Annotated in this window: 15 protein-coding genes; 12 read left to right on the forward strand and 3 right to left on the reverse strand. The window is 71.0% G+C overall.

Annotated features, from left to right (window positions below):
* Nucleotides 1–174: 174 nt before the first annotated feature.
* A complete protein-coding gene (locus tag ACIBO8_RS36770; RefSeq protein ID WP_396120162.1) occupies nucleotides 175–3,576 on the reverse strand; it encodes a BTAD domain-containing putative transcriptional regulator in 3,402 nt (1,133 codons plus the stop codon).
* Nucleotides 3,543–5,948, reverse strand: a complete 2,406-nt coding sequence (locus tag ACIBO8_RS36775) for a BTAD domain-containing putative transcriptional regulator (RefSeq protein ID WP_396120164.1) — start codon at nucleotides 5,946–5,948, stop codon at nucleotides 3,543–3,545. The genes ACIBO8_RS36770 and ACIBO8_RS36775 overlap by 34 nt, the downstream gene beginning before the upstream one ends.
* A gap of 135 nt (nucleotides 5,949–6,083) precedes the next feature.
* On the opposite strand from ACIBO8_RS36775, the gene ACIBO8_RS36780 reads away from it, so the two are divergent.
* The 12 genes from ACIBO8_RS36780 (at nucleotide 6,084) to ACIBO8_RS36835 (ending at nucleotide 20,267) form a co-directional block, all read left to right on the forward strand.
* Nucleotides 6,084–6,707, forward strand: coding sequence for a LuxR C-terminal-related transcriptional regulator (locus ACIBO8_RS36780; RefSeq protein ID WP_396120165.1), 624 nt, complete (start codon nucleotides 6,084–6,086; stop codon nucleotides 6,705–6,707).
* A 119-nt stretch (nucleotides 6,708–6,826) separates the two neighbouring features.
* Nucleotides 6,827–8,155 (forward strand): ABC transporter substrate-binding protein, encoded by a 1,329-nt coding sequence (locus tag ACIBO8_RS36785; RefSeq protein ID WP_396120167.1) that lies wholly within the window; start codon nucleotides 6,827–6,829, stop codon nucleotides 8,153–8,155.
* Nucleotides 8,152–9,096, forward strand: coding sequence for a carbohydrate ABC transporter permease (locus tag ACIBO8_RS36790; protein ID WP_396120168.1), 945 nt, complete (start codon nucleotides 8,152–8,154; stop codon nucleotides 9,094–9,096). Before ACIBO8_RS36785 ends, ACIBO8_RS36790 begins: the two co-directional genes overlap by 4 nt.
* Nucleotides 9,096–9,929, forward strand: a complete 834-nt coding sequence (locus ACIBO8_RS36795; protein ID WP_396120169.1) for a carbohydrate ABC transporter permease — start codon at nucleotides 9,096–9,098, stop codon at nucleotides 9,927–9,929. The genes ACIBO8_RS36790 and ACIBO8_RS36795 overlap by 1 nt, the downstream gene beginning before the upstream one ends.
* A 217-nt stretch (nucleotides 9,930–10,146) precedes the next feature.
* Nucleotides 10,147–10,989 carry an endo alpha-1,4 polygalactosaminidase gene (locus tag ACIBO8_RS36800; RefSeq protein ID WP_396120170.1) on the forward strand — a complete coding sequence of 281 codons (843 nt, stop codon included), beginning with the start codon at nucleotides 10,147–10,149 and terminating at the stop codon, nucleotides 10,987–10,989.
* Nucleotides 10,990–11,062: 73 nt separating this feature from the next.
* Nucleotides 11,063–12,004 carry a 1-phosphofructokinase family hexose kinase gene (locus tag ACIBO8_RS36805; protein WP_396120171.1) on the forward strand — a complete coding sequence of 314 codons (942 nt, stop codon included), beginning with the start codon at nucleotides 11,063–11,065 and terminating at the stop codon, nucleotides 12,002–12,004.
* A gap of 319 nt (nucleotides 12,005–12,323) precedes the next feature.
* Nucleotides 12,324–12,782 (forward strand): (2Fe-2S)-binding protein, encoded by a 459-nt coding sequence (locus ACIBO8_RS36810; RefSeq protein ID WP_396120172.1) that lies wholly within the window; start codon nucleotides 12,324–12,326, stop codon nucleotides 12,780–12,782.
* On the forward strand, nucleotides 12,775–15,171 hold the full coding sequence (locus ACIBO8_RS36815; protein ID WP_396120173.1) for a xanthine dehydrogenase family protein molybdopterin-binding subunit: 2,397 nt from the start codon (nucleotides 12,775–12,777) through the stop codon (nucleotides 15,169–15,171). Before ACIBO8_RS36810 ends, ACIBO8_RS36815 begins: the two co-directional genes overlap by 8 nt.
* The gene (locus ACIBO8_RS36820) at nucleotides 15,168–15,992 is read left to right on the forward strand and encodes an FAD binding domain-containing protein (protein ID WP_396120174.1); all 825 of its coding nucleotides are present in this window, start codon (nucleotides 15,168–15,170) and stop codon (nucleotides 15,990–15,992) included. The genes ACIBO8_RS36815 and ACIBO8_RS36820 overlap by 4 nt, the downstream gene beginning before the upstream one ends.
* On the forward strand, nucleotides 15,985–17,109 hold the full coding sequence (locus tag ACIBO8_RS36825) for an XdhC family protein (protein ID WP_396120175.1): 1,125 nt from the start codon (nucleotides 15,985–15,987) through the stop codon (nucleotides 17,107–17,109). The genes ACIBO8_RS36820 and ACIBO8_RS36825 overlap by 8 nt, the downstream gene beginning before the upstream one ends.
* A gap of 457 nt (nucleotides 17,110–17,566) precedes the next feature.
* Nucleotides 17,567–19,606, forward strand: a complete 2,040-nt coding sequence (locus tag ACIBO8_RS36830) for a CDGSH iron-sulfur domain-containing protein (protein WP_396120176.1) — start codon at nucleotides 17,567–17,569, stop codon at nucleotides 19,604–19,606.
* A 19-nt stretch (nucleotides 19,607–19,625) separates the two neighbouring features.
* On the forward strand, nucleotides 19,626–20,267 hold the full coding sequence (locus ACIBO8_RS36835; RefSeq protein WP_396120177.1) for a TMEM175 family protein: 642 nt from the start codon (nucleotides 19,626–19,628) through the stop codon (nucleotides 20,265–20,267).
* 67 nt (nucleotides 20,268–20,334) lie between these two features.
* Here the strand turns inward: ACIBO8_RS36835 and ACIBO8_RS36840 are convergent, their stop codons facing one another.
* On the reverse strand, nucleotides 20,335–20,640 hold the full coding sequence (locus ACIBO8_RS36840; protein WP_396120178.1) for a putative quinol monooxygenase: 306 nt from the start codon (nucleotides 20,638–20,640) through the stop codon (nucleotides 20,335–20,337).
* Nucleotides 20,641–20,675 lie beyond the last annotated feature (35 nt).

A 20,675-nucleotide genomic window follows, 5' to 3' on the forward strand; every position in this document is an offset into this window, starting at 1 on the left:
GTCGCCGGCGCGCCGGAAGAGCATGGCGAACACGACGAGAAGGTTGGGGTTGATTCACCGAGCAGAACGGTAGGCATCACGCATATCCCTGGAGAAGAGTCACGGTCACTCTTCGTGGGCCCGGGTGGCGATCCACCTCAAGGGCGGGATGTCATTGCACGGAATACGTCCACCCTACGCCGCCGGCCACTCTTTGCAGTCGATTGCGAGCGGGATGCCGGCAGCGGTCAGGCGGCGGTGGGCGCGGCCGGCGTCGAAGGTCGCGGACATCTGGCCGTACCGCTCGATCGACTCGCGGCCGGCGTCCAGGGCCGCCTCGAACTGTCCCCGCCGGGCCAGCAGCTCTGCCGCGTCCTCCAGCGCGGCGGCAAGTTCGAGCGTCCGTCCCACCGTCCGGTACCGCTGCGCCGCGCTCATCGCCGGTCCGGGGTCACCGGTCATCAGGGCGCGGCACCGGTCCGCTGCCGCGGCCGCCCGTGCCGGTACGGTCTCCTTGGCCGCCTCCCCGGCGCAGACCTCCATCGCCTGCTCCGCCAGGTCGCGGCGACCCTCCGCGAGCGCCAGCCGCATCATGTCCGGCAGCCACTGGTGGCGCAGCATCATCGGCGCGAACGCCGGTCGCAGGAGCGGGGCCAGCACGGACAACGCCTCTTCCGGACGGTCCTCCCGCTGCGCGAGCAGGGACTGGGCGACCATGGAGAAGTCGCAGCACTCCCGCTCGGCGAGCGATGCCGGCCGCGACTCTCCAGCTTCGAGATGCGCGGCGGCCGTCTCGGGGGCGTCGCGGTGCGCGGCGATGAGCGCAGCGACGCCGTGCAGCAGCATCGTCATGGCACCGGGCTCGCGGATGCCCTGGAATGTGGTGGTCGGCACATCGGCGGTGACCGAATTTATCTCGGCGAGCGCTTCGTCCCAGCGGCCGAGCCAGTAGTAGTGGATAGCGGCGGACAGCGGCAAGCCCGTGGTGCGATGCCTCAGCGCGAACTGTGCCGCGTCGTGCAACGTCTGATGCGCCTCGTCCAGCAGGTCCAGGTTCTGAAGGGCGAAGATGCGGTTGTCCAGCAGGTCCAGCCGCATCCAGGCCAGGCCGGGGTCACGCACGATCGTCAACGCACGGTCGATGTGCTCCAGGGCCCGCCGATGATCGCGCCGCATCGAGTGGACCTGCCACAGCGTCTGCTGCGCGTACGCGGACTCGTACTGCTGCCCGGCGGCCACCGCCTCGGCGTAGAGCTCGGTCGCCCGCTGCTCCACGCGGTCCAGGTCGTCGAGCGTTCCCCGCCGTACGCTGGCCAGCAGGACCCGGTGACGCGTGCGCCAGAGGTCCGGCACGGTGGAATCGTGCACCGCGTCCTGCAACAACGCGGCGGCGGCCGCCGATTCGCCGCGCTGGAAGTGCATGGTGGCCAGCAGGTAACGCATCTCCGCGCGGTCAACGGCGTCGGTGGCGACATCAAGCGCCTGCCTGGCCTCATGGATCGGCTGCTGCTCCTGCCGGAACAGCGCGCGGGTCAATGCCGGGAGCAGCGTCGCCCGTTGGGCCGGGTCGGGCACATCGGTTGCGAGCACACGGTGCAGCAGGAGGGCAGCGAGCTGGGGTGCCCGCCGGACGACGTCGGCGTGGTTGCCGGCAAGCCAGGACACCACCCAGGCGTCGACGACCGGCGTCTCGGCGGTCAGTTGCTCCGCTACGCGAGTGGCGGGGCTTCCACCGCGGGCCAGCGACTCTGCGGCGTGGCGGTGCATCACCGCGCGAAGAGCAGAGGGGACCCGATCGCTCAGGGCCTGACGCAGGTACGGGTGGCGGAAAGCCAGGTTCTTGCCCGCGTCCACGACGACATTCGCGGACACCGCTTCGTCCAGGCAGGTCATCAACCCGGCGGGGGAACGTCCACTGACCGCTGCTACATCCTCGACGGCGAACTCCATGCCCAGCAGAGCGGCGAATTGCAGCACTTCCTGGGTGTCGCGCCTCAGGAAGTCGAGGGTCGCACGCACGGCCGCGATCAGCGACTGCGGGGCCTCGGCGGCGGCGTCCGGATCGATGTCGGCGACGCCGTCGACGACGTGCACGGCCCCTTGCCGGACCAGTGCGGTGACCAGTTCCCGCGCGAACAGCGGGTTGCCGGCCGTACGCGGCGTCAACGCCCGCAGCGACGATCCGGGCTCCGCCTCGACGATCTGCCCGATGAGCGTCACGATGTCGTCGGCCCGCAGCGGTTGCAGGGTCAGCACGTGGCCCATCCGGGCCTCGACCCCACGCCGCAAGCGGGACAGGATGCGGCCGTTGGGCTCGGGCCTGGTCGCCGCCACGAGCAGCAGCGGCAGGCGTCGCGTCGCGGCGGCCAGTCGCTCCCAGACGAGCATGGTGGCGTCGTCCGCCCACTGCATGTCGTCGATCACCACGATCAGCGGGGCGACCGCGCAGGCGCTGCGCACGTACGCGACGAGCCGGTCGGTGGCCACCTCGGGCCCGGCGTCGTCGCCGGGAGGCGCGAGCGGGCTGCGCGCGCCGTCCAGGCCGAGCGCCCTGGTGATGACCTGCAGCGGTACGTGCTGACCCAGCTCGACGGCGACCCCGCGGGCGAGGTGGCAGCCCAGCCGGGGGGCGTCGCGGAGCGCCACGGCCAGCAGCTCCGACTTCCCGATGCCCGGCTCACCGTCGATCCAGATGCCACCCCCGACACCGCGGGCGACGTCGTCCACGAGCCCGCGCAGCAGGCGCAGCTCGGCGTCACGGCCGACGAAGGGATGACCGCCCGTGCCGGTCGTGGATCCGTGTCCCGGCGACACGGTCACCGGCTGATCGGCCGGGTCGCTGAGCAGTCGGCGGTGCAGGCGGCTCAGTGCGGGACCCGGCTCGACGCTGAGTTCGCTCATGAGGGTGCGCCGCGCGTCCCGGAACGCCTCCAATGCCTCGGCGAGCCGACCTGTTCGCTGCAGCGCCAGCATGAGAAGCTCGTGCGCCGGCTCGTACAGTGGGTGCTCCCGGACCAGCTCGGTCAGCTCTGCGACCAGGTCGTCGTCGCCTCCGAGGTCCAGCAGGGTGCGGACCCGCAGTTCCACAGTGGTGAGCCGCAGCTCGGTGAGGCGCTGCCGGTCCACCTCGACGAACTGTCCGGTGAGGCCCGCGTACGCGTCGCCCTGCCACAGCCCCAGCGCCTCCTCGAGCCGGTCGACGGCGGCCACGCGGTCGCCGGCGGCGAGCAGCTCGGCTGCCTCGGCGCGCAGTCGTTGAAACTCCTCGAGGTCACTGGCGCCGTCGGTCAGGCGCAACGCGTAGCCGTCGGGGCCCCACGTGAGGACGTCAGCGTCGGCGCCGTCCGCAGCCTCGAGGCGGCGCCGCAACCCGGAGATGTAGGTGTAGAGGTTGCCGACGGCCCTGTCTGGCGCGGCTGCCCCCCACACGGCCTTGATCAGCTCGTCCCGCCCGATCGGCCGGTTGGCGTTCGCGGCCAGCACCGCGAACACCGTCCGCTGCCGGGCCGGTCCGAGTGCCAGCTCCCGCTCATCGCGCCAGGCCCGTACGGGTCCGAGCAGGCTCACCCGCAGGTCGCCGTGGAACACCTCGGGCACGTGTCGCTCCTTTCCGATGCCGGCGCCGGGTCGTCGGGCGCCCCGCTCGGCAACAACTGGGCCATCAGACCGCGGTACCGGGCAATCCACGGGCGCGGGGTGAGGGGGCTGCGCAGCGCGGCGTGCACCACCGCGAGCGCCTGGCCGTGCGCCCCGCGCCGGCGGTGCAGCTGCGCGATGATGAGGCACATCTCGGCGCGCAGCTCGGGATCGGAGGTGCGCGCCGCGACCCAGTTGGCCTCGGCGTCCGCAGGGAATCCTCGCCGGAACAGCTGCCGGGCGAGGCTTGCGGTGAGCCGTTCCCGCAACTGTTGCGTGAGCGCCGGCTGTGCCGTTGCCCGGCGCAGCGCCTCGGTCGTGGCCTCGGGCATCCGGACGCAGAGCGGATCCGCGTGGTCGGCCAGCCACTGCGCCCCCCAGACGCCCATGGGTGTCGGGCCGGCGAGCAGCTGCCGGATCACGTGTTCCGCGCCGCCGCCGGCCTTCGCGATCCGCTCGGCGTAAGCGCCGTGCATCAGCACGCGCAACGCGGTGGGCATCTGGTCGTACAGCACCTGGCGGACGATCGGGTGCCGGAACGCCGGCTCGACCACGGACCCGGTGAGCATGCCCGAGCCCTGCGCCTGACCGACGGTGTGGATCAGATCCGGCACGGTCGAGCCGGTCACTGCGGACAGTTCTGTCACCGAGCAGCCGTCGCCGAGCACGGCGAGCGCGCGGAGCACCTGCCGTACCTCGTCGGTGAGCGGATCGAGGTGCCGTTCGACAGCGGCGACGAGGGCCGGGGGAGGAGCACCGTCATCCCGATCGCCCTCGGCTGTCTCGATCAGGTGGATGAGGTAGTAGGGGTTGCCGCCGGCGGCTGCCACCGCGGAGGCCACCCGCGCCGGGCTCTGGACTTCGTGAGCGAGCGCCGCCGCCATGGCGGTCGCGTCGGCCGTGTCCAGCGGCGGCAGATGCACCACCTCGGCGCCGTGGAGTTCCACGAGGCTGTGCAGGACGTCGAGCTCGGCCCTGCGAGGCACGGTACGAGCGGCGGCGATGAGTAACAGCGGCAGCTGTCCGGTCATGCGGTGCAGCAAGGACCAGACCTGCAGTGTGGTCTCGTCCGCCCACTGCAGGTCGTCGAGGACGAGGACGAGCGGTGCCGCCGCGGCGGCGCTGCGAACCATGGTCAAAGCCCGCTCCACGGTGGCTGCCGGGTCGCGGATCAGCTCGCCGCTGACCGAGCGCAGCGTACGCATCATGGTGCGGGCGCTGCCGGGGACCTGTTCCGAGTCCAGGTCGAAGCATTCCAGGAGCAGGCGCAAGGGCAGGTGCCGGGACAGCTCGTCGCCGACACCCCAGCGGACGTCGCAGCCGCGCCGCCCGGCCCCTCGCAGCGCCTCGGCCAGCAAGGCGGACTTGCCGCTGCCCGGCTCGCCGTCGAGCCAGACGCTGCCACCGCGGCCGGCGGCCACCCTGGACACAGCCCGGCGCAGCAGGCGTAGCTCGGCCGCACGCCCGACGAAAGGTGCACGGCCGCCTGCCGGCCCCTGCTCGGTGTTCGCAGGCTCGGCGGCACGCATTCCCGCAACGGCCGGCTCGACGTGGCCGTCCCGGATCCGGCTGTGCAAGGAGCGAAGTGAGTCGCCGGGCTCGGTGCCGGCCTGCTCGACGAGCAGGGTGCTGACGTGGCAGTAGACCTCCAGAGCTTCTGTCCGGCGACCGCCTCGGTAGAGCGCCGCCATCAGCAGGCCGTGCAGATTCTCCTGCAGCGGATGGCACTCGACCAGATTGCGCAGCTCGGCGATCGCCTCCTGGTGGCGACCGAGGTCGAGCATCAGCGCGGCTCGCCGTTCTGCGGCGGCCAGGCGGAGCTCGCCCAGCCGTCTCCGCTGGGTCTCCGCGAACGGCCCCGGAATTGCCTCGAGCGCATCCCCCTGCCACAGATCGATGGCGGACTCCAGGACAAGCAGCTCGGCGTCGAGGTCACCGGTCGTCCGCAGCTTGCGAGCCTGTTCGCGCAGGGCCTCGAAACGGAATACGTCGACGTGCCGCTCCGCCACCCGCAGGCAGTAACTACCCCCGCCCGACGCGAGCACCCGGGCGCTGGACCGCCGGTCGCGCTGCGGCTCAAGGACGTCGCGCAGCATGGAGACGTACGTGTAGACGTTGTTGGCGGCGCTCGGCGGCGGGTCGGCGCCCCACACCGCGTTGACGAGTTCCTCGCGGGCCACCGGGCGGTTGGCGTTCATCGCCAGCACGGTGAAGACGGCCCGGGGATACAGCGTGCCGAGGGACAGCGGTGTGCCGTCCTGCACGGCCCGCACCGGGCCGAGCAGGCGGATGTGCAGCTCGTGCCGCTGCGCCACATCCTCGCCGACAACCATGAGCATCAATGTACCCACGCTCTGCACGCCGGCGCCCGAGCAATGTTCAGCGTGGTCGAGGCGCCATGAAGAATTCTTGAAGCCCTCGTCCCGCAGACTGTTCGACGCCCTTACTGAACAGTGCCGGAGGTTACAGTGGACACTCTGCGAGTCGTCATGGAGGCATCGGATCCGCTCAGCCTCGCGGGACTCGCCAAGCTCCTCGAGTCCCGCTCGGGGCTGATCGTGCTCAGCGGGTCGCGGCGTGACCAGGCGGACGTCGCGGTGATCGCGGTGGATCGCCTGACGGCCGAGGTGGTCACCGGTCTGCGCGCCGCCGCCGCCGGCGCATCTACGCCCGTGGTCCTGGTCGTCGACCAGCTCTACGAGTCGGAGCTGCTCACGGCGGTCGAGTGCCAGGTGGTCGCCGTGGTCCCGAAGGCGGCGGTGACGACCGATCTTCTGGTGCAGAGCATCGAGGCGGCGGTCGACGGCAGCGGCGTCATGCCACCGAACCTGGTCGGTGAGCTGATCAGGCACATCGAGAGGATCAACCGGGACGTGCTGGTCCCGTACGGGCTCACCCCGTCGGGGCTCAGCTCGCGCGAGGTGAGCGTGCTGCGGCTGATGGCCGACGGCTTCGACACCGCCGAGATCGGCGCGAAGCTCTGCTACTCGGAACGCACGGTCAAGAACGTGCTCTACCGGGTGACCCGCCGCCTGGGACTGCGCAACCGTTCGCACGCGGTGGCGTACGCGGTGCGCACCGGCATGATCTGACGTCCTTGCCCGGGTTTTGACCGGACCTTGACCGTTGCCGCCCTAGGGTTCTGGCATCCGCGGGCTGACGGCCACCTTCACCACGGCACATGCCACATCGATCGGGGGAGATCGAGAGGATGGGAACAGCGACCGGCGCTCGTAGCGCATGGTTTCGACCAGGACGGCTGCTCGCGGCGACGGCCGGTGCCGTCCTGCTGCTCACAGCGTGCAGCGGGGGACGCGACGGCGGGCGGGCCGCGGCCGGCGACCGGGAACCAGACGTCACCATCACCTGGTGGACCGGCCAGGTGGGGGAGGCCGAGCAGCTCGCGGAGGAGCTTGCCACCGAATACCACGCACTGCACCCCCACGTCACGATCAGGACGTCGGCGGGCGCGTCGACCACCGATGACCTGCTCACCAAGCTGACGTCCGGTCTCATCAGCGGCACCTACCCGGACATCTCCTACGCGTACGGCAGCTGGGCGGGCGAGCTCGCGGCCAGCGGACGTACCCAGGACCTCACCGACATCGTCCGAGATCCGGCGTTCGGCTGGTCGGAGATGCCGTTCGCGGCCCGCGCGACCGCGATGGACGGTGACCGGGTCATCGGCGTTCCTGCGCTGATTGACGACGTCGCACTGATCTACAACAAGGGACTCTTCGACGAAGCCGGGGTGGCGTACCCGCGGAACGACTGGTCCTGGGACGATTTCCGCCGCACGGCCCGGCGTCTGACGGATCCGGGCCGGTCCGTCTACGGCACCGCCTATTCGGTGTCGGGCAGCGAAGACACGACCTGGCACCTGTGGCCGTTGCTGTGGCAGCGCGGCGGCAAGATCCTGGACGGCAAGCGGCCGGCCTTCAACTCCGACGCCGGGGTGGCCGCGCTGGAGACCCTGCGGGTCATGGCGGTGGACGACAAGTCCATGTATCTGGACCAGACCGACGAGAGGTACGGGCCGCTGTTCCACAGCGGCCGCATCGCGATGATGATGTCGGGGCCGTGGGCGATGCTCGAGCTCAAACAGGCCGGGCTCGACTACGGGGTGACGGCGTTGCCGGGGTTCAACGGTGACCACCAGACCATTTCGGGGCCCGACCTCTGGGTCCTGTTCGACCACGCCGCCGCCGACCGGGCCGCCGCATCGCGGGAGTTCGTCCGGTGGCTGACCAGCGAGCCGGTCGACGCGAGGTGGAGCCGGAAGCTGGGGAATCTGCCCCTGCGCTGCCCGGAGGAGAACACCGCCGAGTTCGCCGCCTACGCCCGTGAGTATCCCGGTGCGCGGGCCTTCGCCGAAAACCTGGCCAACGCGAAGCAGGTCAGGCCCTCCCTGACCGGGTATGCCGAGATGTCGCGCCACGTCGGCGACGCTGTCGCCAGGGTGCTGCAGGGCGCGGCCGGCCCCAGGGAAGCGCTCGACGAGGCGGCGGCCAGGTCCGTTCCGGCGCTGGAGGACTCGTGACGACAACGTTCGCGGTTTCCCGGCGTACCGGAGACACGGTGGCCGGCCGGACGCGCGGCCGCCGTCGCCGCCTGGCCCGGCGCACCCTGACCGGTTGGGCCTTCACGGGACCGGCGACGATCGTCGTGGTGGGCTTGTCGATCTTTCCGGCGGTCTGGGCGTTCGGCATCTCCCGTACGAAGTGGAACGGCGTCACGCCGGCCGTCGACGTCGGCTGGCGCAACTACGAACGCCTCGCCGGGGATCCGGGCCTGGCCGCCGCCGCCCGGCACAGCCTGGTCCTCACCGCCCTGTTCGTACCGGCCTCCCTGCTGCTCGGCCTGCTGCTCGCCATCGCGTTGAACCAGCGCATCCGGCTGATCGGGTTCTACCGCACGTGCATCTTCGTCCCCTACGTCGCATCCGCCGCGGCCACCGGGATCCTGGCGGGATACGTCTTCAACCCCCAGTACGGTGCGGCGAACGACCTGCTGCGCCGCCTGGGGTTGCCCGCACAGCAGTTCCTCGAGAGCCCGCACCAGGCGCTGCCGGTCGTCTGTGGGATCGCATTGTGGGGTGAGGTCGGGTTCACCACGGTGGTCTACCTGGCCGCGTTGCAGGATATCCCCCGCGAGCTCGTCGAGGCTGCGACCGTCGACGGCGCCGGCCGCTGGCAGATCTTCCGGCGTATCACGATGCCCGGGCTGCGGCCGGTGACCGTCTTCACCGGTGTCTGGCAGTGCGTCACCGCCCTGCAGATGTTCGACCTGATCTACACCACCACCCGGGGCGGGCCGATGAACAGTACGGAGACCGTCGTCTACTACATGTACGAACTGGCGTTCGAAGCCCGGCGCCTGGGTGCCGGCGCAGCCGTCGCCTGCCTGCTGTTCGCGGTGACACTGCTGATGACCTGCGCGGTGCTCTGGCGCCACCGCCGTGACCCGGCGGCGTGGGGCTGATGCCCGCACCCAAGCGCCGCTTCTTGCCCTTCAGCGCCTGGCACATCGTGCTCATGCCGCTGGCCCTGCTGTTCGTGCTGCCTCTGGTGCAGGTGGTGGCCATGTCTTTCATGACCGCGCAGGAGATCGATCGGTTCCCGCCGCAGTTGTTCCCCGGTGGCCTGCACCTAGACGGCTACCGCGCCTTGTTCACCGAGTCGCACATCGGACGCTGGTTCGCCAACACCGTCCTGGTGTCGGCCGTTGCGGTGGGCGCACACCTCGTGCTCTGCCCGTTGGCCGGGTACGGATTCGCGCGCCTGCGCTTCCCCGGGCGCGGCATGGCGTTCGTCGCCGTCCTGTCGACCGCGATGATTCCTACGCAGCTGCTGATGATTCCCACCTATCTCATGTTCGCGCGGCTCGGAATCGTGGACACGCTGGCCGCGGCAATGGTGCCCTGGCTGGCGTCGGCGTTCGGCATCTTCCTCATGCGACAGTTCTTCCTGTCGCTGCCGCTCGAGGTGGAGGAGGCAGCGCGCTTGGACGGTTGCGGCACCCTGCGCACGTTCGTGAGTGTCGTCCTGCCGCTCGCCCGGCCCGCGCTCGCGACGCTCGCCGTCTTCACCCTGCTGTCCAGCTGGAACGATCTGCTCTGGCCCCTCGTGGCGATCAACGACGAGCACCGGTTCACCCTGCAGGTCGGCCTGGCCGGCTTCCAGGGCACCCGGCGCACCGAATGGTCCCAGCTGATGGCCGGAAACGTGATCGCCACGATGCCGCTGATAATGGCGTTCCTGGTCGCGCAGCGATGGTTCGTCGCCACGATGCGGCTCAGCGGGCTCAGGGGCTGAGGCCCGGCCGTATTGACACCGTCGCCCGAGCGACGTTGAATGCCTTTAGCGCCGCGGGCCGCCCCGCGCCGCACGATGTGATCCAGCCCAGCCGGTAGGGGCGTCCCAGCCCGAGCCCGGCAGTCAGGTCGCCAGGACCTCAGCGTCCGAGGCGGGGCAGATCCCGATACCCTTCGGAGCCTCTGTCGTGTCGTCTGCACCCTGTCCCACCGCGACCATGTCCGAACGCCGCGGCCTTCTCGCCGTTCTCGGCGGGTTCGCCGTCGCCGTGCTCGCCGTCGCCGCGGTCGCGCTGGCCACCCGCCACGCGGACGCGTCCACGGACTCCCCGCATCCCGCCGGGGTGGCCGTCCCACCCGCCAACGCGCCGTTCGACTACCAGATCGGGGCCGCCTACCAGCCGCCCGCGGGCGTGCAGGTGGTCAGCCGGGACCGGGAAGCGGCACCGGCCGGCGGCCTCTACACCATCTGCTACGTCAACGCTTTCCAGGTTCAACCCGACGAGCTGGGGTGGTGGCGCTCGCACCACGAAGACCTCCTGCTCAAGGACGCGAACGGCACGTACGTCGTCGACACGGATTGGGACGAGAACCTGCTCGACATCTCCACCGCCGCCAAGCGCGCCGAGGTGGCGGACATCGTCGGTGGTTGGATGGATGACTGTGCCGAGCGCGGGTTCCGGGCCGTGGAGCCGGACAATCTCGACTCGTACGAGCGCTCGCAGGGCCTGCTCACCCGAACGGACGCGGTGGCGATGGCGAATCTGCTCGCCGTCCGGGCCCACACCAGGAATCTCGCCATCGGCCAGAAGAACGCCGCCGGACTCGGCACCTCCGGCCGTGCCGCGGGCCTGGACTTCGCCATCGTCGAGGAATGCGGCCAGTACAGCGAATGCGGCGACTACGTCGCGGTGTACGGCAACCAGGTCATTGACGTGGAGTACACCAAGGCGGGCTTCACCAAGGCCTGCCGCAGTCACGGTGCGACGTTGTCGATAGTCCGCCGGGACCGGGACGTCTCCGCCCCCGGCACTCGTTCGTACGTCTACGACGCCTGCTGACATCGGCGGGCGGCGTTCGAGGCGCCGCCCCGCCCTCAGCAGTCATCCCGACGTCTGCGGACGGAGCCGGCACTTGATTCTCACCGTGACCCTCAATCCCGCGCTCGACGTGACGTACACCGTCGACGCCGTCTCCACCAACGCCACGCACCGGGTACGGCATGTCGAGTCGCAGCCGGGCGGCAAGGGCGTCAACGTGGCGCGCATCCTCCACGCGGCCGAGGAGCCGGTCCTAGCCACCGGATTGCTCGGCGGGGTGACCGGCGCCCTGGTGACCGCGCTGCTCGACGCGGCAGGAGTGCCGGTGTCCTTCGTCCGCATCCAGGGCGAGACGCGGCGCACCGTCGCGGTGATCGACGCGGGCGAGGCGACCGGCTTCCTGGAGCCGGGTCCCGCCGTGACGGCCGCGGAATGGGAGCGCTTCGTCGAGCACTACGAAGCCCTGGTCCGGGTGGCCCGGGTCGTCGTGCTCTCCGGCTCGCTGCCGATCGGGGTACCGCCTGACGCATACGCCGTGCTTATCCGGACCGCGAATGCGCACCGGGTCCGGACCATCCTCGACACCGGTGGCGAGGCGCTGCGGCACGGCATTTCGGCCCGTCCCGACATCGCCAGACCCTATGGCGAGGACATCGCCGGACTCCTGTCCGCGGGCGCCACCCCCGCGCCGGAGGCAGGCGCCGGCTACGACGACATCGGCCCGGCCCGGCAGGCGCTGCGCCTGGGCGCGCATGCGGTGGTGGTCTCCCAGGGCCCGCACTGCCTGCTGGCGCTCACCGGTGACCAGGCCTGGCGCGTCGTCTCTCCCGAGCACATCACGGGCAACGTCACCGGCGCGGGCGACGCGTGCGTCGCCGCGCTGGCCCGGGCATTGCAGGCCGGTACACCGTGGCCGGCGCCGCTCGCCGACGCGGTGGCGATGTCCGCGGCGGCGGTGGCCGCACCTGTCGCCGGAGTGATCGACCAGGATACCTACCGCCGGCTGCGGCCGTACGTCGCCGCTATGACGGCCTGACGCCGCCGGATATCGGCATGCGCCAGTGCTCGAACCGATCCTTGTCCGGACGATGCGGCCACGGGGAAGCGACCGCCTGCACCGCGTGCGCGGGCCGGAAGGCCGTAACGCGGGATACCCGGAAGCAACTTGACGGAGATCCGTCGCGCATTTGCCCGGACCGGAGACAAGGCGACCTGCGTCACCCGGCGCGGGCACGACCTCACTTAGCGTCGCAGCACGAAGCCAGGACCCGACCACGTGCCGCGACGTCACGACAGACGGCGGCACCTGCGCCGGCGGCCTTTTGTGGAGGTCCGGAATGCGTCTCTCGTTGTGCGTGAACGATCATGCAATCGATGCCGATGTCGAACCCCGTGCCCTGCTCGTCGACTACCTTCGCGAGGATCTCGGGCTGACCGGGGCCAAGGTGGGTTGCGACACCGGCCAGTGCGGCAGCTGCACCGTGCTGGTCGACGGCCGCGCGGTCAAGTCGTGCGCCATGCTGGCCGTGCAGGCCGACGGCGCCGACGTGACCACGATCGAGGGGGCCAACCCTGCGACCGGCCTCAGCGACCTGCAGGAAGCGCTGTGGAAGGAACACGGCGTCCAGTGCGGTTTCTGCACGCCGGGCATGGTCCTGACCCTGCAGCAGCTGCTCGCCGACGACAAGGCGCCCACCGAGGCCAAGGTGCGCCGGGAGCTGGCCGGCAACCTGTGCCGCTGTACCGGCTACCAGAGCGTGGTCCGAGCGGTTCTCTCCCTGGTGGGCCGGGACTGCGGGCCGGGCGATGAGTGAGCACGGGTTCGGCGCCGCCGTGCGGCCCCGCGAGGATCTCGTGCTGCTGCGCGGTGAGCGGGACTACACGGCGGACATCGTCAAGCCCGGCATGGTGCACATGGAGTTCCTCCGCAGTTCGCACGGGCACGCGAAGATCAACGGCATCGACGTGTCGGCGGCCCTGGCCATGCCCGGCGTGCTGCGCATCGTCACCGCCGCCGATCTCGAGGGCCACCTGATGCCGCTGCCGTGCATCTGGGTGCCCGGCGGCGTAGAGAGTCACTTCCCGCCGCACCCGTACGGGGTACCCGGCGCCGGCACCGCGCTCGCCACGGACCGGGTCCGCTTCATCGGTGACCCGGTGGCCGCCGTGGTCGCCGAGACCCGGGCACAGGCGGCCGAGGCGGCCCGCGCGATCGCGGTCGACTACGAGGTGCTGACCGCGGTCACGACGCCCGAGGAGGCACTCGCCGAGGGCGCGCCGCAGCTGCACGAGACCGTGCCCGGCAACCTCAACGCCCTGTGGACCTGCGGCGACAAGGAGAGCACCGACAAGGCGATCGCCGACGCGCCGGTCGTGGTCGAGCTGGACCTCCACAATCGGCGGACCATCAACAGCCCGCTGGAGCCGCGCGCCGCGATCGGCGAGTACGACCCGAGGACCGGCGACTACACGCTGACGGCGACGAGCCAGTCCCCGCACAACCACCGTTTCCTGATAGCCGCGCTGGTGCTCGGCATCCCGTTCACCAAGCTGCGCGTCGTCTCCCCGGGGATCGGCGGCAGCTTCGGCACCAAGGGTTACCTCTACCCGGACATGCCGCTGGTGCTGTTCCTCGCCAAGGAGGTCGGCCGGCCGGTCAAGTGGGCCGACGACCGGCGTGGGCTCATGCGCTCGACGGTGCAGGGACGCGACCACCGGCAGTACGCGACGATCGCGGGCACTCGGGACGGGAAGATCACGGCGTTGCGCTGCACCAGCTACGCGAACCTGGGCGCGTACCCGTCGACGATCGGGCCCGGCGTGGCGACGGCCCTGATGGGCCGCAGCATCACCGGCACCTACGACATCGAGCATGCGTTCTGCGAGGTCTATGCGACGTTCACGAACGTCGTGCCGCTGGGGGCGCAGCGCGGCTCCGGCCGCGCCGAGGCGACGTTCCTCATCGAGCGGCTCGTCGACCGGTTCGCGGCCGCCGTCGGCATGGACCCGGCGGACGTGCGGCGCAAGAACATCATCCGGCCCGGGCAGCAGCCGTTCGACAACCGGATGGGCTGGCTCTACGACTCCGGCGACTACGGCCAGGCCCTCGAGACGGCGCTCGCCGCAGCGGGGTACGCCGACCGCGAGGCCGCCCGGCGTAGCGCCCGCGAGCGCGGCAAGCTGCTCGGCTTCGGCATCGCGTCCTTCGTCGCGGTCTGCGGGGTGGGCCCGTCCCCTCGCATCGCCGAGGAGGGCATGCTCGGCGGATCCTGGGAGAGCGCGAACATCCGGGTACACCCGACCGGAGAGACGACACTGACCATAGGCGTGACGACCACCGGGCAGAGTCACGAGACCACGTTCGGCCAGATCGTCGCGGACGAGTTCGGCGTCGACCTGGACACGGTGCAGGTGCTGCACTCGGACACGTCCCGGGCACCGTACGGGCAGGGGACTTACGGCAGCCGCAGCTTCAGCGTCGGCGGCCCGGCGGTACGCATCGCCGCCCGGCAGGTCACCGACAAGATGCGCGCGGTCGCTGCGCACCTGTTCAAGGTGAATGTCGAGCAGGTCGTCTTCGAGGGTGGCAAGGCGTTCGTCCCGGGCGACGACGGGAAGACCAAGACGTTCCAGGACCTCGCGATGGCGATCTGGTACGGCTGGGACCTGCCCGCCGGCATGGAACCGGCGATCGACGAGACCACGACGTTCGACCCCGCGGACTTCAACTACCCGTATGGCGCGCACGTCGCCATCGTCGAGGTCGACGAGGTCACGGGCGACGTGGAGCTGGTGCGCTACGTCGCGGTCAACGACGTCGGCAAGGTCGGCAACCCGCTGGTGGTGGACGGGCAGATCGAGGGCAGCATCGTGCACGGCGTGGGCCAGGCGCTGATGGAGGTCGCCCGCTACGACGAGTCGGGTGAGCTGCTCACCGACAACCTGCACAAGTACGCGATCCCGCGCGCCGCCGACGTCCCGTTCTTCGAGCTCGACCGTACGGAGACGGCCACGCCGCACAACCCGCTCGGTGCCAAGGGCGCCGGCGAGGCCGCGACCGTGCCGGTCGCCGCGGCGGTCACGAACGCGGTCTGCGACGCATTGGCCGAATTCGGGATCACCCACCTCGACATGCCGCTCACGCCGGAGACGGTGTGGCGGGCGATGGGTACGGCGCGCGCGGGGCGGGAGGCTTCCCGATGATGGTGACGGAGTTCGACTACACCGCCCCCACCTCGGTGGAGCAGGCCGTCACGGCGCTCGCGCTGACCGGTGCGCGACCGCTCGCCGGCGGCCAGGGCGTGCTCACTGCGATGAAACTCGGCCGCACGGCGCCGCGACTGCTCGTCGACCTGAGCCGCATCGACGAGCTGCGCGGGGTCATCCCCTCGGCGGACGGCGGCCTGCGCATCGGCGCGTACACGACGCTGACCGACCTGGCGACGACGCTGACCGGCATGCCGTCCGCCTATGACGCCCTGGCGGAGGCGGCGACCGCGGTCGCGGACACCCAGATTCGCAACCGGGCGACCGTCGGCGGCACGCTGGCGGGCCGGCACTCCGCCTCGGATCTCGCGGCGGCGCTGCTGGTGCTCGCCGGCCGGTTGACCGTGGCCGGGCGCTCGGGGCGCCGCACGGTCGCGCTGACCGACTTCTACACGCCGGACGGCCCGCTGCTCGCGCATGCGGACATCATTGTCGAGGTGGAGGTGCCGGCTCCCGAGGCGGAGCTGCGGACCGCGTACGAGCGAACGACCGACCGCGCAACGCTGTCCCCGGTCGCGGGTGTCGCGGTGGCGTTGACCCCGGGCGCGGTCCGCGTCGCGGTGACCGGTGCGACGGCGTGGCCCCGGCGAGTGCCCGAGGCCGAGACCGTGGCCCCCCGGCCCGGGTCCTGGGTGGACGACGTGGGTCCGGGGTGCCGGTTCCGCGACGATGACGTGGCCTCCGCGGCGTACCGGGCCCACCTGACCCGGGTCCTCGCCGGGCGGGCGCTCGCGCGGGCCGGATCCGGCCATGCGTGAGATCCTCGACGACCTGCTCGGCTGGTGGCGCGACGGCGAGGCTGCCGCGCTCGCCACCGTCGTACGCACCAGCGGCGGATCGCCCCGGCCGGTGGGCGCGACGATGGCGGTCGGCCCGGACGCATCCGTGGTGGGCGGCATCTCCGGCGGGTGTGTCGACGCAGCCGTGTACGACTTGGCACGCGAGGTGGCGGCGGACGGCCGGCCCCGGCTCCGCACGTTCGACGCCGACCCGGGCGACGTATTCGCGGTGTCCCGCCCGTGCGGCGGGCGCTTGGACGTGTTCGTCGAGCCCGTCGGCGGCGCGTCCTACCCGGAGCTTCCCCTGCTGGCCGCGGCGATCACGCAACGGCTCCCGGTCGCCGTGGCCACCTGCGTCGATGCGCCGCCGGAGCGGATCGGCAAGCGCCTGCTCGTGACGCAGGACGACGTCATCGGGGCGCGGGTCCTCGCCGGGACCGGCGCGTTGCTGGTGCGGCGGGCGCGGGAGCTGCTGCGTACGGACACCTCCGCGATGGTGGCGGGGGACGGGTGCGAGTTCTTCGTCGCGTCGTGGGCGCCGTGCCCGCGGCTGGTGGTGCTGGGCAGCGCCCACGGTGCGGCCGCGCTGGCTGAGCTCGGGCGCTTCCTGGGCCGGCACGTCGTGGTGTGCGACCCGCGGCCGTTGTTCGCGACGGCGAAGCGCTTCCCCGGCGCGCACGAGGTGGTGGTCGGCTGGCCGGACGAGTACCTGCGGGCCGAGGCGGTGGCCGGGCGGCTCGGCGTACGGGACGCGGTGTGTGTGCTGACGCATGAGGCGCGTACGGCCGTCCCCGCCCTGAAGGTCGCCCTGAGCCTGCCGCTCGCGTATCTCGGGGTGATGGGCTCGCGGCGGTCGCAGGAGCACTTGCGGCGCGAACTGGTCGCCGAGGGCGTGGATCCGGCCGCGCTGGCGCGGATTGCCGGCCCGATAGGGCTCGACCTGGGTGGGACGGACTCGGCGGAGATCGCGGTCAGCATCGGCGCCGAGCTGATCGCGGCCGTCCGGGGCGGCACCGCCCGTCCCTTGTCCGAGGTCCGCGGGGCGATCCACGCCCGGACCGAGCCATTCCTGGAGGCACTCACGAAACGGGTCTGACGCTCAGTCGGCAATGCTGGTTTCCGCGTGGCAACTCGGAAGCCGGAGATGTCGTGTCTCCGATACGGAATGGTGCCACGAAATGTGAACCGAAAACCGGGAGGTGGTCCCGTGACTGAGAGTCCTCAATCGCGCGTTCTCTGCTAGGGTCGCTGACGTCCACCATTTGTCCGACCATCTCCACTGGGGGATGACAATGAGCGAAGAACTTACCGGTGGGGGCACGGGAAGCGCCGACACCACCCTCGCGCATACCCCCGGAGGCGATGTCAGATCGGCTCTGAGCTGCTGGGGCACCGCTGCGCTGTTGCGCGGGTCGGCGGTCGAGCCCGGCCTGAGTCCGGCCCAGGTGGCTATGGTGCGCCGGTGGAAATCCCGGCTGCGCGCCGCCGCCGTGCGACACATGGCGAATCACTATCGCCATCGCGCGCCATCCGCATCCGACAATGTGTCCGGCATGCTGATTCCTTGGGAATTCACGGCCGTACAGTTCTCCGCGGAATTGCTCGGCCAGCTGCTCGCAGCTGAACCCGCGAATGCGACCGGAACGGCCGGCGGCGACGCATTGGACCTGCTGGTGGACATGATCGGCGAGCAGGCGCCCGTCGCCGCGGTCGACGTGGAGTACCACGCCGTGCTGGCCGGCCCCGACGGCACCGCGTTCGACCCGGCCCGGCCGGACAGCCCGCTCGGCCACCTCGCCGGCGACGCCTGGGAGCTGACCCAGCTCTTGCTGAGCCGGCTGGCGCGGGCGGAGCGCGACGCCGCGGGCACCGCCGAGCTCGCCGCCCTCACCGATCGGATGATCCACTCGGTGCTACGCCCGCTCGGCGAGGTGCTGGCCCGGCCCGGTGACATCGCCACTTCCGAGGCCCTCACGTATCGGCGGACCGACACGCCGATGGACCAGACGCCGGTCGACGAGACCCTGTGGCATCTTGCCCTGCTGGCAGCCGGCCTGCGCCCCGGCCCGGACGGACCGGCCGAGATGATCGAGGTGATCGCCGGCCTGCAGGACCTCGCCTGCCGCCTGGCGCCGGAGGACGGCCCGCTCACCCGTCTGCACCGCATCGCCGAGTTGCGCAGGTTGCAGGCGGGCGTGGCGCAGGGCATCGAGCCGGCACCCGACGGGCCCTACCTGGTGAGTGGCCTCGACCAGCTCACCGACCACCTCGGGGTCGAGGAGCCGGTGCCGCCGCAGCTCGCGCTCTGCCGGTGCGGGGCGTCGGCGAGCAAGCCGATCTGCGACGGTACGCACGCGCGCACCGGCTTCAGCGGCGCCAAGGAACCCGGCCGTGTCCCGGACCACCGTGACTCGTACCCCGGCCTTCAGGCGACCGTGCTCGACAACCGCGGCACCTGCGCCCACTCCGGGTTCTGCACCGACCGGTTGCCCAGTGTGTTCCGGCTCGGCGAGGAGCCGTTCGTGCTGCCCAGCGGCGGCCGCCTCGACGAGCTGACCAACGCGGTGCGGGCCTGCCCGTCCGGCGCGCTCAGCATGGCGCTCAGCGGCGATGAGGAGTCCCGCGACGTGGTCGACCAGGACCGGCCGCCGGCCATCGAGGTGTCCAAGGACGGGCCGTACCGCGTGACCGGTGGCATCGCGCTGACGGAACGCGACGGCACGCCGGTCGCGCGCAACGAGGGCGCCTCGTACGAGCACTTCAGCCTGTGCCGGTGCGGCAAGTCGCAGAACAAGCCGTTCTGCAGCGGCATGCACTGGTACGCCGACTTCCATGACCCCGTGCCGTCGGAGGACTCGGACCCGACGTTGTTCGAGTGGGCCGGCGGCCTGCCCGCGCTGCGCCGCATGACGCACATCTTCTACGGCAAGTACGTCCCCCAGGACGAGCTGCTCACCCGGCTGTTCGCGGACATGCGGCCCGACCACCCCGAGCGGGTGGCGACGTGGCTTGCCGAGGTGTTCGGGGGCCCGGCGCACTACACCGGCAAGTACGGCGGCTACACCCACATGATCTCCGAGCACATCGGCAAGCGGTTGACCGAGTCGCAGCGCAAGCGGTGGGCGGCGCTGATGGGCCAGGCGGCCGACGACGCGGGACTGCCGAACGATGCGGAGTTCCGGGCGGCGTTCACGGCGTACCTCGAGTGGGGCACGCGCATCGCCGTGGAGAACAGCCAGCAGGACGCCCGGCCGCCGCAGGGTCTCAAGGTGCCGCGGTGGTGGTGGGTGTGCGATGCCACCCCGTCCGCGCGCATCTCGGCGCTGGCGCCCGTCGTCGAGGAGAACGCTGTGATCCTGCCGGACGCCGGCGAGGTCCTGTCGTTCCAGCGGCACATCAAGCAGCTGTTCCGCGCCCAGGACCGCAACTCGATGAAGTGGGCGTTCGACCTGTGGGAGTACGGCGACGTCAGCACGCATGCCGAGGCGATCCTGCACCGGGTCAGCGAGGGCACCATGCCGTGCGACTCCACCTGGCCGGCGAACCAGGTGGCCGTGTTCAGCCGCTGGATCGAGGCCGGCAAACCGGAATGATCGAAGGAGCGGAAACACCGTGAGTGAGAAGGGACGCCTGGAGGCGTTCACGGACGCGATCCTCGCGATCGCGATCACGCTGCTGTCCCTGGACCTGAAGCTGCCGGCGCGCACCGACGGCGAGCCGCTCAGCGAGGCGCTGCTGCGCCACTGGCCGTCGTACCTCGCATACGTCGTCAGCTTCCTCGTGATCGGCATCATGTGGGTCAACCACCACGCGATGTTCCACCTCATCGCGCGCGTCGACCGGGGACTGCTGTTCCTCAACCTCCTGCTGATGCTCGTCGTCGCGGCGATCCCGTTCCCTACCGCGTTGTTCGCGGAACACCTGACCGAGACACGCGACTCCCACACAGCCGCGGCCCTCTACAGCGGCACGATGGTCGCTATGTCGCTCTGTTACATCGGGCTCTGGCAGTACGTGATCCGCCACCCGGCCCTGCTGCACGACCAGGTCGACCTCGCGGCCGCACGTGGCACGTCCCGGCGCTTCGGGTTCGGCATCCTGATCTACCTGGCCACGCTCGGCCTGTCGTTCGTCAGCGGCACCGTGACGCTCTTCGCGCACCTGGTCATCGCGCTCTACTACTGCTTCGACCACCTGGCCGTCCGCGACACCGTCGGATCGCCGGGCGACGAGGCGATCGCGGAACCTTCCTGACCGATCTCCGCACGATGATGCCCCGGCACCGGCCCGGGGCATCGTCTCGGCAGTCAGCCGCCTGTCGTCAGGCGCCGGCGTGGGAGGTCTGCACCTCGTAGTGGCGCATCTCCTCGATGGACTGCGCGAAAGGGCGCACGAGCGCGAAGAACGCCGGGAACTGCGGTCCCGTGCGGAAACCCTGCAAGTGGCCCTCGGCGGAGTCCCACTCGATGCGGACCACGAATACCTCCGGCTCGTCGACGCACCGTGTCACCTCGAAGGAGCGGCAATGGCCCGAGGCGAACAGCGGTTGAGCCGCCTTCTCGTACGCCTCGACCAGCTTTTCGCCGTCGGACTCGGCAACGCGGTAACGGATGTACTCGACGATCATGAAAATCTCCGATTTCGTTCGGATGCGCCGGGGTG

Source organism: Actinoplanes sp. NPDC049681 (genome assembly GCF_044465265.1).
Classification (GTDB): Bacteria; Actinomycetota; Actinomycetes; order Mycobacteriales; family Micromonosporaceae; genus Actinoplanes.